18 protein-coding genes and 1 other RNA gene are annotated in these 13,941 nt (G+C 60.2%); 9 read left to right on the top strand and 10 right to left on the bottom strand.

The window, feature by feature from the left end; genetic code table 11:
• Window positions 1-10 precede the first annotated feature (10 nt).
• From N6L24_RS10100 to N6L24_RS10080, 5 genes are all read right to left on the bottom strand, one after another.
• Complete coding sequence (locus N6L24_RS10100; RefSeq protein ID WP_271844559.1) at window positions 11-952, bottom strand: DUF2927 domain-containing protein; 942 nt, start codon at window positions 950-952, stop codon at window positions 11-13.
• Complete coding sequence (locus N6L24_RS10095) at window positions 953-2,152, bottom strand: toxic anion resistance protein (protein ID WP_271844558.1); 1,200 nt, start codon at window positions 2,150-2,152, stop codon at window positions 953-955.
• 31 nt (window positions 2,153-2,183) lie between these two features.
• Window positions 2,184-3,077, bottom strand: coding sequence for a 5-bromo-4-chloroindolyl phosphate hydrolysis family protein (locus N6L24_RS10090; protein ID WP_271844557.1), 894 nt, complete (start codon window positions 3,075-3,077; stop codon window positions 2,184-2,186).
• 181 nt (window positions 3,078-3,258) lie between these two features.
• Entirely contained in the window at window positions 3,259-4,077 is an 819-nt protein-coding gene (locus N6L24_RS10085) for a TerC family protein (RefSeq protein ID WP_271844556.1), read from the bottom strand.
• Window positions 4,078-4,170: 93 nt separating this feature from the next.
• Window positions 4,171-5,199 carry a pseudouridine synthase gene (locus tag N6L24_RS10080; protein WP_271844555.1) on the bottom strand — a complete coding sequence of 343 codons (1,029 nt, stop codon included), beginning with the start codon at window positions 5,197-5,199 and terminating at the stop codon, window positions 4,171-4,173.
• Window positions 5,200-5,261: 62 nt separating this feature from the next.
• Here N6L24_RS10080 and N6L24_RS10075 point away from each other — a divergent pair, with 62 nt between their 5' ends.
• The gene (locus tag N6L24_RS10075; protein WP_271844554.1) at window positions 5,262-5,714 is read left to right on the top strand and encodes a nucleoside deaminase; all 453 of its coding nucleotides are present in this window, start codon (window positions 5,262-5,264) and stop codon (window positions 5,712-5,714) included.
• Here the strand turns inward: N6L24_RS10075 and N6L24_RS10070 are convergent.
• The gene (locus N6L24_RS10070; RefSeq protein WP_271844553.1) at window positions 5,711-6,403 is read right to left on the bottom strand and encodes a metal-dependent hydrolase; all 693 of its coding nucleotides are present in this window, start codon (window positions 6,401-6,403) and stop codon (window positions 5,711-5,713) included. The two genes, N6L24_RS10075 and N6L24_RS10070, sit on opposite strands and share 4 nt — an antisense overlap.
• Before the next feature lie 56 nt (window positions 6,404-6,459).
• Here N6L24_RS10070 and N6L24_RS10065 point away from each other — a divergent pair, with 56 nt between their 5' ends.
• From N6L24_RS10065 to N6L24_RS10030, 8 genes are all read left to right on the top strand, one after another.
• The gene (locus tag N6L24_RS10065; RefSeq protein ID WP_271844552.1) at window positions 6,460-7,116 is read left to right on the top strand and encodes a ceramidase domain-containing protein; all 657 of its coding nucleotides are present in this window, start codon (window positions 6,460-6,462) and stop codon (window positions 7,114-7,116) included.
• A 33-nt stretch (window positions 7,117-7,149) separates the two neighbouring features.
• Complete coding sequence (gene gatC / locus N6L24_RS10060; RefSeq protein ID WP_271844551.1) at window positions 7,150-7,437, top strand: Asp-tRNA(Asn)/Glu-tRNA(Gln) amidotransferase subunit GatC; 288 nt, start codon at window positions 7,150-7,152, stop codon at window positions 7,435-7,437.
• Window positions 7,437-8,924, top strand: a complete 1,488-nt coding sequence (gene gatA / locus N6L24_RS10055) for an Asp-tRNA(Asn)/Glu-tRNA(Gln) amidotransferase subunit GatA (RefSeq protein WP_271844550.1) — start codon at window positions 7,437-7,439, stop codon at window positions 8,922-8,924. The genes gatC and gatA overlap by 1 nt, the downstream gene beginning before the upstream one ends.
• 35 nt (window positions 8,925-8,959) lie before the next feature.
• A complete protein-coding gene (locus tag N6L24_RS10050) occupies window positions 8,960-9,652 on the top strand; it encodes a hypothetical protein (protein ID WP_271844549.1) in 693 nt (230 codons plus the stop codon).
• Window positions 9,652-10,353: an N-acetylmuramoyl-L-alanine amidase gene (locus N6L24_RS10045; RefSeq protein WP_271844548.1), complete on the top strand. Its 702-nt coding sequence runs from the start codon at window positions 9,652-9,654 to the stop codon at window positions 10,351-10,353. The genes N6L24_RS10050 and N6L24_RS10045 overlap by 1 nt, the downstream gene beginning before the upstream one ends.
• A 90-nt stretch (window positions 10,354-10,443) precedes the next feature.
• An RNA gene (gene rnpB / locus N6L24_RS10040) (RNase P RNA component class A) lies at window positions 10,444-10,827 on the top strand.
• Window positions 10,828-10,999: 172 nt separating this feature from the next.
• Window positions 11,000-11,167: a 50S ribosomal protein L33 gene (gene rpmG / locus N6L24_RS10035; RefSeq protein WP_009812452.1), complete on the top strand. Its 168-nt coding sequence runs from the start codon at window positions 11,000-11,002 to the stop codon at window positions 11,165-11,167.
• Window positions 11,168-11,283: 116 nt separating this feature from the next.
• Window positions 11,284-11,808, top strand: coding sequence for a GNAT family N-acetyltransferase (locus tag N6L24_RS10030; RefSeq protein WP_271844547.1), 525 nt, complete (start codon window positions 11,284-11,286; stop codon window positions 11,806-11,808).
• Here N6L24_RS10030 and N6L24_RS10025 read toward each other — a convergent pair.
• The 4 genes from N6L24_RS10025 to N6L24_RS10010 all read right to left on the bottom strand — a co-directional run bounded on the left by N6L24_RS10025 (window position 11,795) and on the right by N6L24_RS10010 (window position 13,941).
• Window positions 11,795-12,244, bottom strand: a complete 450-nt coding sequence (locus tag N6L24_RS10025) for a hypothetical protein (RefSeq protein WP_271844546.1) — start codon at window positions 12,242-12,244, stop codon at window positions 11,795-11,797. The two genes, N6L24_RS10030 and N6L24_RS10025, sit on opposite strands and share 14 nt — an antisense overlap.
• Window positions 12,245-12,378: 134 nt before the next feature.
• Window positions 12,379-12,654, bottom strand: a complete 276-nt coding sequence (locus N6L24_RS10020) for a hypothetical protein (RefSeq protein ID WP_271844545.1) — start codon at window positions 12,652-12,654, stop codon at window positions 12,379-12,381.
• A 163-nt stretch (window positions 12,655-12,817) separates the two neighbouring features.
• Complete coding sequence (locus N6L24_RS10015; protein ID WP_271844544.1) at window positions 12,818-13,597, bottom strand: Bax inhibitor-1/YccA family protein; 780 nt, start codon at window positions 13,595-13,597, stop codon at window positions 12,818-12,820.
• Between the two features lie 134 nt (window positions 13,598-13,731).
• Window positions 13,732-13,941, bottom strand: coding sequence for a DUF1127 domain-containing protein (locus N6L24_RS10010; protein WP_271844543.1), 210 nt, complete (start codon window positions 13,939-13,941; stop codon window positions 13,732-13,734).

Raw genomic sequence — 13,941 nt, 5'->3', positions numbered from 1 at the left:
CTCCTGATCGTTAAAGGGGCTGGCCGACCTCGCGCGCGGCGAGGCTGCGCACGATGGGGCGGGCTTGGTCAACGGACATGCCGATCTTCAGCTCCGGGCTGTATAACATGCGCAGCAGGGCCTCATCATGGCTGGTGAGCAGCGCAAATTCGTCGTCGTCGTTAAAGATGGACGGGCGTGCATTCGGACTGTCGTTCACCAGCCCCATGCCCTGCGCGAGCTCTTCGTGAAAGCAGGCCTGACGCAAAAGATCCGGGTGCTCGGCCCGCACGATCGCCACCGCTGACATGATCTGCGGCGTGGCGCTGTCAGCGTGACTCACCACCACCAGGCAATGCAGATCGCGCGGCAGGTTCTGCAGCAATTGGCGGCTGACCGGGGTCAGGTTTGGCAGCAGTTCGGCAAAGCGGGTCTGCATCGCGCTGCGGTCGTCTTCGCCAATCACAAGCACATGGAAATTACCGCGCCCGCGGGTTGTATTCACCGGATGCCCGGTGACGCGCGTCAAGCGGTCGGCAAAGCGGTTGATGCTGGCCATATCTTTCGCGCGTTGCGGCGCGGGCACGCTGGGCCCAAATTCGACCTTCATGCGCACGGGGGCATCCCAACGCGCCAAAAGCCGCGCCTCGCCGCTGCTGGATTGCAGCCGGGTGCCCAGTTTGTGTTCTTCATAAAAGGCAATGCGTTCAAAATTGCGCGCCAGCATGGTGGCGGTATAGGGCGTGTCTGGCCCGCCGCCATCCACCCGCATCAACCCCTGTACCAAAAGGTCAGCCTGTAGATTGGCGTAATAGGCCTTGATGCTGTCGCTTTGCTGGCTGGGCGCGGCAGGCAGGGGCAGTGCAACCGGGGTCGGTGCCACCGGTTCTGGCGGGGCCACCATCTGGCACCCCGCAAGAAAGGCGATCCCGCCCCAGAGCGCTGCTGCGCCTATGCCACGCTTTGGCGGCATTTATTCCGCGCCCGAGGCGGTGCCAATCGTGTCCCCAAGACCAGTGGCCTTGGCTTTGGCCGCGGCGAGCGTGTCGCGCAGCTCTGCTTCCATCTGCTTCAGATCTTCTTCGGCGGCGGCGCGGCGCGCCTTGCCTTCGTCGGCGATCTGCAGGCTTTCCTCGATGGTGCCGATCAGATCGGCATTGGCCTGTTTCACGGCTTCGATGTCAAAGACACCCCGTTCCATCTCTTCGCGGATCATCTTGTTGGACTCGCGCAAATTGGCGGCATTGGCCGTCAAAAGTTCGTTGGTCAGATCATTGGCTTCGCGCACGGCGGCGGCCGCCTCGCTGGAGCGTTGGATCGTCACGGCCTGCGCCAGCTGCGTTTCCCAAAGCGGCACGGTGTTCACAAGGGTGGAGTTGATCTTGGTGACAAGGGATTTGTCGTTTTCCTGCACCAGACGGATGGAGGGCAACGACTGCATCGTCACCTGGCGCGTCAGCTTCAGGTCATGCACCCGGCGTTCCAGATCATCGCGGGCGGCGCGCAGGTCGCGCAGCTCTTGTGCTTTCATCACCTGCTGGTTTTCGTCAGCGGCCTGAACTTCGGCCTCTTTGGCCGGGATGTCGGTGGCGTCGATCTCGGCAATCTTGGCCTCGCCGGCCGCAATGTAAAGCGCCAGCTCGTCATAGAAATCGAGGGTCTTTTCATACAGCAGATCAAGCGATTTGATGTCTTTCATCAGCTTGTGCTCATGATCCAGCAGATTATCCGTCACCTTGTCGATTTGGCTTTGAACTTGCTCAAACCGCGCGGTGAATTTTGCAAAAGGCGCGGCGCGACCCATCAGGCGCTCCCACCAGCTGCGTTTGCGCCGCACGTCCAGCTCCGACACCGAAAAGCCGCGAATGGTGGTCACAATCTCGCGCAGGCTGTCGCCCGCCGGGCCGACATCTTTGTTGCGCACATCCTGCAACATGGATTGGCTGATCTGCTGCAATTCGGCCTGCGCTGCTGACCCAAATGTGACAATGGAATTGGTGTCACTCATGTCGAGTTCCGCCATGCGCTTGGTAATCTCGGCGCTTGTGGGCGCATCTGCGGCCTCAAGCGGTACAACGGCCTGGGCCTCAACCGGCTCTGGCAGCACCACGGCGTTCAGTTTTTCGACCTCGGCCAGCGCTTCTTGTGCTTTCTCGCGAACATTCTGTGACATAACTTCCCCTCACTCAGTATCCAATGCGTCCTCAGACGCCTTCTCGTTGCAGCCGTTCCCGCAGCACATCAATTTCGATGCTGAGGTCGGTATTGTCGTTTTCCAGCAGCTTACCCGTGCGGGCCGCGAAATTCTGTTCCAGATCATCCAGAAGCGCTGCGTAAGAAACGCGCGCCTCATCGGACTGGTTCCGGCTATAGACATCGGCGAATTTGATCGTCGCGTCGCGCGCGCCCTTCAGATAGACCGTCAGATATTTGCGAGCGGCCGTCAAATCGCGCGGGTCATTTTCTACGCCGCGAAACAATTCGCGGGCTGTCGCGACGAATTGTTCCACCCGGCGCTGCATCATGCGGTCGCCAGAGCGTTTTATCGCGTCCTGCATCGCTGTGATATGTTTTTCCGCCTCTTCCACGGCGCGGGCGACGCGATCTGTCTGATACATGTCTACGCCTTCGGTGCCTTTGTTGCGCAGCGGGTCAAGCCCAAAGGACATGCTGTGCAGTGCCGCGCCAAGCACGGCAAAAATCGCGGCTTCGATCGCACCAAAACCCGCAAGACCAGCCATGCCAAGCCCCAGGCCCGTGAGCGCGGAGCCAAGCATTTTGCGCGGCACCGACGGACGCCGCGCCACTTTGCGGGCCTCAAAAGCTTCCTGCGCCAGCAGACCTTCGCGGGTGAGCCAGGCCGCCAGAATCAGAAGACCCAGCGCCAAGAGATATTGTGCCATCACAATGGGTTCTGAGGTGAAAGCTTTCCAGATCAAGGGCAGGGGCAGCAGGAAAAGCGCGTTGACACGCCCGCCCGCGCGGCTGCGTTTGGCGTGCTGATACTGGCCAGGCTTGCGCTCTGGTCTTTTTGCCGATGTGTCACCCTGGCCTGGTGCGGACTCTGGGCTGTATTTTCCACCGTAGCGCTGCGCCATCACGCACCCCCTGCCAACGAGACATAGAGCGTGAGTATGACAAGAAGAATATAAGCCAGCTTTTGCAATCCGGTGTCGGACATTCGATTTACCCTGTTGTCTTATCTGAAACTTAGGAAGTTTGGCGGCGGCTTGCTAGGGGGAGAAAATCACGGGCCGCGTCAGGCACGGCCTGCGCCGGTCAATGCGGGGTTCCGGCCTTGCGTTCGCGCGCCAGTTTGCGGGAGTAGCGGGACTGGATGATTTCGACGATGAACAGCACCACGACGCTGAAGTAAAACGTGGTCTTTGACATCGGCACCAACTCGTAGCCGAAAAGATGCAGCGCCAGACTGTCGTCATGGGCAGCATGCGCCGCGGCCTGCCCAGCTTCGCCCAGCAGCACAACACCGACAATAAGCAGGATGAAGAGACCCAGCACCTCATACATGCGGTTCTTTTCCAGAAAACGTGTGACGCCATCGGCCAGAAGCAGCATGGCAAGACCGGACAGAAGGATCGCAGTGGCCAGCACCGGGAACACATCTGTGATCGCCAAGGCGGAGAGTACGGAATCAAATGAGAAAATCAGGTTCATGAACACGATCAGCAGCACGACCTGCACCGCGGATTTGCCGCTTTTGTTGTCAACATCCGTGTTGAGGTGTTCGATGGACAGCATATGGCTGATTTCTTTCACCGCCGTATAGATGATAAAAATGCCACCCAAAAGAAAGACGCAGGTGGCAAAATTGACGCCGCCGGAAATAACCCCCGGGACATCCAGGATCAGGAAGGGCTCGGACAAGGCGTCGATCAGCCGGATCATGGTGAACAGCAAAATGACCCGCAGCGCCACAGCGATGATGATGCCCCAGAACCGCACGGCCCGTTGATGCGCAACGGGCGCGCGCTGGGACTCAATCGAGATATAGAGCAAGTTGTCAAACCCCAGCACGGCCTGCAAAAAGCAGAGCATCAGCAAGTTGCCCAGATTTTCAAACGTCAGCAAATCAGCCATAATGTCCCTCATTCTCAAAAGTCTTGAGACACACTTAGCGCGCATTCCGCCTTTGGCTAAGGGAAAGTCAGATAATCGTGCTGAAAGAGGAGCTTAGCGCTTGCCGCGCGGCTTGCCTGTCTGAAATTTTCCTGTGGGTTTGCCGTTGGGGCTGCCTGCAGGGCGCCCGCCCGCTGATTTGCGCGGGCCTCCGGGTTTGCCGGAATGCGGTTTTCCGCCCGTCGGTTTCCCAGGGCGTTTGCGCGTGGGTGTCATGTCGCTCAGATCGGTGCCATGGGGTTTGGGGGCGGCGTCGCGCTGCGGGGCCTTGCGGCGGCGCGCGGGCGTCTTGCGCTCTTCCGGCGGCACGGCCCCATCCAGCCCCAACTGGTCCCGCACCACGCGGCGGCGCAGCTCTTCGACCGCGCCGGGTTTCAGATCGCCCAATTGGAATGGTCCATAAGAAATACGGATCAGGCGGTTCACCTTTAGATCAATCGCTTCCATCGCGCGGCGAATTTCGCGGTTTTTCCCCTCGCGCAGGGCGACAGTCACCCAAGCGTTGGCCCCTTGCTGACGATCCAGCACCAGATCCATGGGGGCAAAATGTTCGCCATCTACGGTGATGCCGTCGCGCAGGGGCTGAAAACGCGCCTCATTGGGGCGGCCATTCACGCGCACACGGTATTTGCGCACCCAGCCGGTGGAGGGCAGCTCAAGCTTGCGCTTCACATCGCCATCATTGGTCAGCAGCAGCAGACCTTCGGAATTCAAATCAAGCCGCCCGATGGTCATCACATGTTTGGGCATGGTGTCTGGCAGATCATCAAAGATCGTCGCGCGATCCTTTTCGTCCTTATGGGTCGTCACCCGGCCCACCGGTTTGTGATAGAGCCACAGGCGCTCTGGCTCTTTTTCGGCCAGCGGCTTGCCATCCACCAGAATGCGCGCAGTTTCGGTCACGTTGAACGCAGGGCTGGTCAGCACCTTTCCGTTCACGCTGACACGGCCCGCTTCGATCATCCGCTCTGCTTCGCGGCGCGACGCCACGCCCGCGCGCGCCAAAACCTTGGCGATACGGTCGCCCTCGGTTGCAGAGGAGGCAGCAGGATTTGAAGCGGGTTTCTGAGGTTTTCTGGTCATTGCGGTTCTCTATCGGTCAAATTGCGATTGCGAAAGGGGAATTGCTGAGGCAACAGAGAAGAATGCAGTTCAAAAGCCATATGGAACGCGCGCTGCAAGAGGCGCGCGCTGCCGCGGCCCGCGGCGAGGTGCCCGTGGGCGCAGTGCTGGTTGCGCCAGACGGCCAGGTGCTGGCCAGTGCGGGCAACCGCACGCGGGCAGATTGCGACATGACGGCCCATGCCGAAATTCTGGCGATGCGCGCGGCGGCCAAAGCGCTTGGCAGTGAGCGGCTGGTGGGCTGCGATCTCTACGTCACGCTGGAGCCATGCCCGATGTGCGCCGCGGCCATTTCGCAGGCCCGGATCGCGCGGGTGTATTACGGCGCGGCCGACCCGAAATCCGGCGGGGTGGCGCAGGGGCCACGGGTGTTTGATCACCCGCAATGCCATCACAAGCCTGAGGTCTACGATGGCATCGCAGCCCGCGACTCCGAAGCTTTGCTGCAAGACTTCTTTCGCGGCAAACGCGGCTAAAACGCAATCGCCTGCATCACTTGCGGTTCAATCACCGTGCCTTCTGGCAGCGCCTTGATCAGCACTTCGGCCGATTGCTCCAAGACCGGGAATGTCTTGTAGTGACAGGGGATCACGGTTTTGAAATCAAAGAAGGTCTTGGCCGCATAGGCCGCGCGACGCATATCCATGGTGAAATGCCCCCCAGCGCAAAGAATGCCGATATCAGGCGCGTGCAGATCGTTGAAGATCTTCATATCCGCCATCACATCCGTGTCGCCGGATACATAGATGGTATGCCCGTCCCCGGCGATCATATAGCCGCATTCGCTGCCGGCGAAGGTCGGCCCCTCGGCGCTGGCAAAGCTTGAGGAATGCACCGCGTGCACCATCGTGACTTTGGTGGTGCCCAGCGTCACGGTGCCGCCTTTGTTAAAACCGACCGTGGCCAGATGTTCATGCTCTTGCCAATAGGACATCAGGTCAAACTGCCCGACTATCGGCACCGACAATTTGCGCGCAAGGTCCAGCACGTCGCTGGCATGGTCGCCATGCGCGTGGGTCAGCAAGATATGCGTGGCCCCGGCGCAGGCGGCCTCGTGTTGATCTTTGGGCAGCATCGGGTTGCCCGTCAGCCACGGATCCACCAATAAAACCTGATCGCCGATCTCAATGCGAAAAGATGCATGCCCCAGCCAGATGATTTTCATATAAACCTCCCTAAGTTGCACCCCAGCCTAACGCATCACGTGAGTCGGAGAAAAAGATGAATTGGACCCAGCAGGTTGACGGATATTGCGAACGGCTTGATCCCAGCTTTTGGGCAGAGCCGGTCAATGCGATCACCAATCTGGCCTTTGTCATCGCCGCGCTGATCATGTGGCAGCGCAGCGCCGGGCTCCCATTGGCGCGGCTCTTGTCAGCGATCCTGATGGCGATTGGTATCGGCAGTTTTCTTTTTCACACCTTTGCGCAGACCTGGGCCAGTATGGCAGACACGCTGCCCATCGTGCTCTTTATCCTGACCTATATTTTCGCCGCAACGCGGGACTACTGGGGCCTATCGGCTGCCAAAAGCGGCTTTGTGACTTTGCTATTTTTTCCTTATGCGGCGCTTTTGGTGCCGGCCTTCGGGGCCTTGCCGTTCTTTGAGATTTCCGCCGCTTACTGGCCGGTGCCGCTCTTGATATTTGTCTATGCCTTCGGGCTGCGCCGCCGCATCCCCCGCACCGCGCGCAATCTGGCGATTGGGGCAGGGGTGATCTGCCTGTCGCTCACCTTCCGCTCGCTTGACATGCCGCTCTGCGCGCAGCTGCCGCTGGGCACGCATTTCATGTGGCATCTGCTCAATGGGCTGGCATTGGGCTGGATGATTGAAACCTACCGCGTGCACATGCTTGCACCGCCTCACAAGCAAGGCTAAACGCTGTGTCCAAGTTGTAACTGGAGTTTTCGCATGTCGATTGACAAGGACACCGCCGCGCGCGTCGCCAAACTGGCGCGCATCAAGGTCGAGGATGACGCGCTGCCCGCCCTGGCAGAGGAATTCAACACGATCCTTGGCTTTATCGAGCAGTTGAACGAAGTCGATGTGGACGGGGTGGAGCCGATGACATCGGTCACGCCGCAGAAACTTAAGCGCCGTGTCGATGTGGTCACGGATGGCGACCAGCAAGACAAGGTTCTGTCCAATGCGCCCGATGCGCGCGAAGGCTTTTTTGCGGTTCCGAAGGTGGTAGAATAATGAGCGATCTGAACACACTCACCCTGGCCGACGCACGCGACAAACTGCGCGCCGGTGACGTCACCTCTGTTGAACTGACCGAGGCCTGCCTGGCCGCCATTGACAAAGCAGAGGCGCTGAACGCCTTTGTGCACAACACGCCCGAGGCGGCGCTTGCGCAAGCCAAGGCCGCGGATGCGCGGCTTGCGGCGGGCGATGCCCCGGCCATGTGCGGTCTGCCGATTGGCATCAAGGATCTTTTCTGCACCAAAGGCGTGCCCAGCCAAGCCGCCAGCCGCATCTTGGAAGGGTTCATTCCAGAGTATGAATCCACCGTGACGCAGAACCTGTTTGATGCTGGCTCTGTCATGCTGGGCAAGCTGAACATGGATGAATTCGCCATGGGCAGCTCTAACGAAACATCCTGTTATGGCAACGCGGTGAACCCGTGGCGTCGCGGCAATGACGACGCGCAGCTGACACCCGGCGGCTCGTCTGGCGGGTCGGCCTCGGCGGTTGCGGCCGACATCTGCCTTGCGGCCACCGGCACGGATACCGGCGGCTCGATCCGCCAGCCTGCGGCCTTCACCGGCACCGTGGGCATCAAGCCGACCTATGGGCGCTGCTCGCGCTGGGGCGTGGTGGCCTTTGCCTCCTCGCTGGATCAGGCCGGGCCAATGACCAAATCGGTGCGCGATGCGGCCATCATGCTGGAAGCCATGGCAGGTCATGACCCCAAAGACAGCACCTCGGCAGATCTGGCGGTGCCAAATTTCGAAGCCATGTTGACCGGCGACATCCGCGGCAAGAAAATCGGCATTCCAAAAGAATACCGTATGGACGGCATGCCTGCTGAAATCGCCAAGCTTTGGGATGACGGCGCAGCCATGCTGAAAGACGCCGGCGCTGAGATCGTCGATATCAGCCTGCCGCATACCAAATACGCGCTGCCGGCCTATTACGTGATTGCGCCAGCCGAAGCCTCATCAAACCTCGCGCGTTATGACGGCGTGCGCTATGGCCACCGCGCTAGCCTGGCCGCCGGGGATGGCATCACCGAGATGTATGAAAAAACCCGCGCCGAAGGCTTTGGCCATGAGGTGCAGAACCGTGTGATGATCGGCACCTATGTGTTGTCTGCGGGCTTTTATGACGCCTATTACAACCGCGCCCGCCGCGTGCGCGCGCTGATCAAGAAAGACTTTGACGATGTCTTTGCCGCCGGTGTCGATGCAATCCTGACCCCGGCAACGCCCTCTGCGGCCTTTGGGCTGGGTGAAATGAACGACGCGGATCCGGTCAAAATGTACCTCAATGACGTCTTTACCGTCACCGTCAACCTCGCGGGCCTGCCGGGCATTTCCGTGCCCACGGGGCTGAGCGATCAGGGCCTGCCTTTGGGCCTGCAGCTGATTGGCCGCCCCTGGGAAGAGGGCGATCTGCTGAATACCGCCTATGCGCTGGAAAACGCAGCAGGATTCGTGGCGAAGCCGGGCCATTGGTGGTAAACCCGGCGCAACGATAACAAGTGCGAGGCAATGCAATGCGGTTGATCTTGAGCAGCGTGGCCCTTCTGGCCCTGGCGGCCTGCGACCCGCCAATCCCGGATTCGGCGGCGGGCGTTGGCTTTGACAACGCCAACCTCAGCCCGCGTGCCGCGGCGGTGCCCGCGCCCTTCACCCCGGCCGTGCCCCCGGCGCAGACCGTGTCCGAAGAAACGCTGGCGACGCTGGAAGCCACCCGGCCCGGATCGACCAGCGCGGTCAGCCCCAGCACCAATGTGCAGAACGGCCGTGTCGTGGTCGAGGCCAGCCCCTCTAATCCGCAGCCCCTGCAGCTGGAAAACGCTGGCCTGTCGGATGAAAACGATTTTGAAGCAGTGGGCGATCGCCGCTCCATCGAAGAAGATGCGCGCCGCCGCGCGGCCATCGCGGGCCAGTATCAGGTGATTGCCCCCACCGACCTGCCGCAGCGCGAAAACAGCGGGCCCAATATTGTCGAATATGCGCTGCAGACCGACAACCCATTGGGCAATCGCATCTATCAACGCTTTGGGATCAACGCGCAGGCGCGATTTGAACGCAACTGCCGCGCCTATCCGTCGCCAGATCAGGCGCAGATTGATTTCCTCAGCCGGGGCGGGCCTGAAAAGGACCGCCAGGGGCTGGACCCGGATGGCGATGGCTATGCCTGCGCCTGGGATCCGCGGCCCTTCCGCCGCGCGCGGGGCGGCTGATGGCGCGGCCCGCGCCCAAGATCATCCCCCATCCTTCGCCCAATTTCGGGCCGCGCCGCGACGGCGCGCGCCCGGCGCTGATTGTGCTGCACTACACCGCGATGCACAGCGCCAAAGCGGCGCTTAAAACGCTGTGCACCCCGGAAAACGAAGTCTCCGCCCATTACCTGATCGGGCACCATGGCGACATCTGGCAGCTGGTTGATGAAACCCAGCGCGCCTGGCACGCCGGGGCCGGGCAATGGGGCGCGATCACCGATGTGAACTCGCATTCCATCGGCATTGAGCTCGACAATAGCGGCGATTGCCCTTTTGCCGCGCCGCTGATGACAGCGCTGGAATGGCTCTTGCCACAGATCATGCAGCGTTGGGACATTCCGGCGGCGGGAGTCATTGCCCATTCCGACCTGGCCCCCACGCGCAAAATTGATCCGGGTCGCCGCTTTGATTGGCAGCGGCTGGCGCGGCAGGGGCTGGCGCTTTGGCCCGGCGATATCCCGCTAGAAACCGACCCGCCTTGCTGGTCTGAGAGCGCCGCGCGCTTTGGCTATCCGGTGGCCGCGGATTTTGGCCCCGGCACCGATGCCGCCTCGGCCTGCCTTGCCGCCTTTCGCAGCCGCTTTCGTCCCTGGGCCAGCGGCCCCGAAGATGCCGAAGACGCCCGGCTGATGGCGCAGCTGGCCGATCAAAGCGCTTCGTAGCTTCACCTTTTTCCAAATACTCAAATCCCGCCGGTGCCACTCTGCGCCCCGTTGACGACCCGCGCGCAAGCGCCTATCACGCCCTCACGCACAGGGGGCTGGATGGCCGCGGGGGCAACCTCGAGGAAAGTCCGGACTCCACAAGGTAACGGTGCCGGGTAACGCCCGGCTGGGGGAACCCAAGGGAAAGCGCCACAGAGAACAGACCGCCTTGATTAAAAGCGCTGCTTTTGAATGGGGTAAGGGTGAAACGGCGGTGTAAGAGACCACCGCGGATCTGGCAACAGATCTGGCAGGGCAAGCCCCACCGGGAGCAATGCCGAATAGGAACCGCACGCCGCAAGGCAGGGAGATCTTGGCCCGGCGGTTCGGGTTGGCAGCTAGAGGGCGCTTGGTAACAGGCGCTTTAGATGAATGGTCATCCAGAGGGGGCAACCCCTTGGACAGAATCCGGCTTATAGGCCCCCTGTGTGTTATCCAACCCGAATGCGCGCGCCAATGTAGAACGCGCTTGCCTGAGCCAAAGAAAAATCTGCAAAACCCCAAGAATTCTCGGTCTGGACCATTGACTTGGCCGGTGGCACGAGTAAAAGGCCACTTCAATACAGATTTCACGGGCGCTGCTGCCCGGCGCAGGAGAAGAACGATGGCGAAGCCGACCACAATCAAGATCCGCCTGAACTCGACTGAGGGCACTGGCCACTTTTACGTGACCAAAAAGAACGCACGCACCATGACCGAAAAAATGGTCGTCCGCAAATACGACCCGGTTGCGCGCAAGCATGTTGAGTACAAAGAAGGCAAGATCAAGTAAGATCGCTTTCAGAGACTGATGCAAAAGCCGCGCAAGATCAGCGCGGCTTTTTGCTTTTCTGGCAGGTGAAAACCCGGGTCGCGCTGAAGACTGACCACTTCTTCAGGACAGGGACCATGCCCATTGAATTTACGATCCGCCCCGCCAGCCTTCAGGATGCTGATGCCATTTCAGCGATGATGCGCCGCAGTTATGGCGACTTGCTGAAACCTGACTATCACCCGCGCATTCTGGCCAAAGCCTTGCCGCGCATCGCGCAGGCGCGACCCGAGCTCTTGGGCTGTGGCACCTATTTTGTCGCCGAGGGCTCTGATGGTCGCATTCTTGGGGCAGGGGGCTGGACCGACATGAGCCCCACGCGCGGGCTGAGTTGTGCGGGTGAGGGGCATATGCGTCATGTGGCGGTGGACCCAAGTGCCCTGCGCCGCGGGATTGGCGGGGCGATTGCGCGTCATGCCTTGGTCTCGGCCCAGACACAGGGCATGCGCGGGCTGCGCTGCATGAGTACGCTCACCGCGGTGCCGTTTTACGCGGCGCTGGGCTTTGAGCCGCGCGGCGAGATTGAGCTGACGCTGGAGCCGGGGCTGTTTTTCCCGGCGGTTGACATGATGCTGTGTTTCGCGCCGGTTACTGCAGAATGATCTTTGCGTTGCGCATGATCGCGGCCTGCCAGGTTTCCGGGTCCAGCACCGGGGCCAGATCCCCGCGCAGCACGATGCGTTTGGTTTCATCCAGCTGCGTGATGGGCTCGGCCAGTACGATCTGCAGATTGGCCCCGTGCTCGGAATTCCCGCAGAGGGGGCAAAGCCCCATGTCCGACACCAGCAGCAGCTCGGTGATCTCGGACCCGGGGTACATCGGCACCGCGTAGCCGGAAATTTCGATATCGCGGCCAAGTTCTTGCAGATCACCCGGATAGGATTTCTTCACCTCATAGGAAGTTTCGGTAATGATCTCTGTGACCTTGATTTGCTCAAGCAGGGTCCAGGCGTCGGTGGTGGTCCCGGAGGTCTCCGCCTGCGCGGTGGCTGCGGTGGTACCAAGCGCGGCGGCCAAGGCAAATCGACTGGTCAGCATGGGCAATCCTTTCGTTGCCCATGTTGTGCCAATCCCGCTGCACTTTGTGAAGACCTTTCTTCAAACGCCCGGCCCGCGCGCATAAATAAGCCGGCCCAAAAGGGGCCGGCCATGACTGTCATGTGGGCATCAGATCAATTCGGGTCGTCATCCCCGCGGCCATCTTCGCCATTCTTGTTGGGGGTGTTGCCCTCAAGGTTTTCACCGCCATTGCCGCCACCATTGTCGACGCGGCCATTGTCACCGCTGACATTCAACCCTTTGGGCACATTGCCCTGGTATCCGCCGCCAGAATCTTCCCATCCGTTCTTATTGCCATTGTCCACGCCATTACCGTTGCCAATGCCCGCATGGGCACCGGACGCTGCAAGCGCTAGGATGATGCTGGTTGTGGTGAGAAATTTCTTCATACCGTCCTCCCGAGTTAAAGAAGGGTTAAACTTAACATAAAACCTATAATCTGTCGCCCCACACCTAAGTGCTTCAACTTATTTGCAAAGCGGGAAATTGACCCCCAAAAAAAACCGGCCCGAAGGGGCCGGTTTTCGATCTGTAAAGGTGGGTGAGTCGCGCTTATTCGCGATTGCCCAGCAGCTGCAGCAGCATCATGAACATGTTGATGAAGTCCAGATAGAGGTTCAGCGCGCCCATGATGGCAGCTTTGCCCAGCCACTCGGTGTCACCGCTGTGCGCATGCATCAGATAGGTGTTCTTGATGTTCTGCGTGTCATAGGCGGTGAGGCCAGCAAAGATCAACACACCCAGTACCGATACCGCAAAGGCGATGGCGGAAGAGGCGAGGAAGATGTTGACGATCGAGGCCACGATCAGGCCGATCACACCCATGATCAGGAAAGAGCCCCAGCCAGAGATGTCCTTTTTGGTGGTGTAACCCCAGAGCGACAGGCCCGCAAAGGCAATCGATGTGATCAGGAAAACCTGAATGATCGAATAGCCGGTGAACTGCAGGAAGATCCAGCTGATCGACAGGCCCATGAGGGCCGCGAAGGCATAGAACACGGTTTGAACACCTGCGGCACTCAGCCGATTCATCGCTGCGCCAAAGCCGAAGAACACAAAGGCCAGAGGTGCAAACATGATCACCCATTTCAACGGCGAGGTGTAGATCGCCGCGCCAAAGGACGTCAGGTATTTATCCGCGCCAATCTGCGCCACCGCCTGCGATGGGTCGGCCGTTACCGCCAGACCGGAAATGGCCCATGCCGCCAAAAAGGTGATGAACATCCCCACGGACATGGTGCCGTAGACCTTGTTCATATGCGCGCGCAGCCCTGCATCGATCTCCGCTGAGCGGGCCCCTGCGACGCCACGAATTGTATCAAATTGAGCCATCAAAGCCTCCGAAATTTGCTCATTCGGCCGCCAGGGATACCCGGCAGCCGTCCTAACAGAATATCGGGCAGAGACAGTGGCTTTTCAAGGAGTTCCGGCGCTATTTTCGGTAAAAATGCGCCGGTGTTCCTTTCTTAGCGATGCCAATAGTTTGGCACATCAAAGACAGAGCGTTGCAGCTCTTTGGTGACATCAGCCTCCGTCAGGCCGATATCGTGCAATTGCGACGGCGTCAGTTTGCGCAGATCATTGCGCTGGCGCATCAGCGCGATGATGTCCGCCACGGATGTCCGCTGGCCTGCAGAGAGGCCGGTGATGCGACCGAAGGCTTGAATAAGAGTCAT

The organism is Cognatishimia sp. SS12 (genome assembly GCF_028369055.1).
GTDB lineage: Bacteria > Pseudomonadota > Alphaproteobacteria > Rhodobacterales > Rhodobacteraceae > Cognatishimia.
The sequence above is the reverse complement of the archived record's forward strand: the minus strand, read 5'-3'. Positions and strand labels throughout refer to the sequence as shown.

Excerpts from the sequence above, each read along its gene's own strand:
- N6L24_RS10100 (WP_271844559.1), bottom strand. The coding sequence starts at position 952 with ATGCCGCCAAAGCGTGGCATAGGCGCAGCAGCGCTCTGGGGCGGGATC.
- N6L24_RS10095 (WP_271844558.1), bottom strand. The coding sequence starts at position 2,152 with ATGTCACAGAATGTTCGCGAGAAAGCACAAGAAGCGCTGGCCGAGGTC.
- N6L24_RS10090 (WP_271844557.1), bottom strand. The coding sequence starts at position 3,077 with ATGGCGCAGCGCTACGGTGGAAAATACAGCCCAGAGTCCGCACCAGGC.
- N6L24_RS10085 (WP_271844556.1), bottom strand. The coding sequence starts at position 4,077 with ATGGCTGATTTGCTGACGTTTGAAAATCTGGGCAACTTGCTGATGCTC.
- N6L24_RS10080 (WP_271844555.1), bottom strand. The coding sequence starts at position 5,199 with ATGACCAGAAAACCTCAGAAACCCGCTTCAAATCCTGCTGCCTCCTCT.
- N6L24_RS10075 (WP_271844554.1), top strand. The coding sequence starts at position 5,262 with ATGCAGTTCAAAAGCCATATGGAACGCGCGCTGCAAGAGGCGCGCGCT.
- N6L24_RS10070 (WP_271844553.1), bottom strand. The coding sequence starts at position 6,403 with ATGAAAATCATCTGGCTGGGGCATGCATCTTTTCGCATTGAGATCGGC.
- N6L24_RS10065 (WP_271844552.1), top strand. The coding sequence starts at position 6,460 with ATGAATTGGACCCAGCAGGTTGACGGATATTGCGAACGGCTTGATCCC.
- gatC (WP_271844551.1), top strand. The coding sequence starts at position 7,150 with ATGTCGATTGACAAGGACACCGCCGCGCGCGTCGCCAAACTGGCGCGC.
- gatA (WP_271844550.1), top strand. The coding sequence starts at position 7,437 with ATGAGCGATCTGAACACACTCACCCTGGCCGACGCACGCGACAAACTG.
- N6L24_RS10050 (WP_271844549.1), top strand. The coding sequence starts at position 8,960 with ATGCGGTTGATCTTGAGCAGCGTGGCCCTTCTGGCCCTGGCGGCCTGC.
- N6L24_RS10045 (WP_271844548.1), top strand. The coding sequence starts at position 9,652 with ATGGCGCGGCCCGCGCCCAAGATCATCCCCCATCCTTCGCCCAATTTC.
- rpmG (WP_009812452.1), top strand. The coding sequence starts at position 11,000 with ATGGCGAAGCCGACCACAATCAAGATCCGCCTGAACTCGACTGAGGGC.
- N6L24_RS10030 (WP_271844547.1), top strand. The coding sequence starts at position 11,284 with ATGCCCATTGAATTTACGATCCGCCCCGCCAGCCTTCAGGATGCTGAT.
- N6L24_RS10025 (WP_271844546.1), bottom strand. The coding sequence starts at position 12,244 with ATGCTGACCAGTCGATTTGCCTTGGCCGCCGCGCTTGGTACCACCGCA.
- N6L24_RS10020 (WP_271844545.1), bottom strand. The coding sequence starts at position 12,654 with ATGAAGAAATTTCTCACCACAACCAGCATCATCCTAGCGCTTGCAGCG.
- N6L24_RS10015 (WP_271844544.1), bottom strand. The coding sequence starts at position 13,597 with ATGGCTCAATTTGATACAATTCGTGGCGTCGCAGGGGCCCGCTCAGCG.
- N6L24_RS10010 (WP_271844543.1), bottom strand. The coding sequence starts at position 13,941 with ATGACTCTTATTCAAGCCTTCGGTCGCATCACCGGCCTCTCTGCAGGC.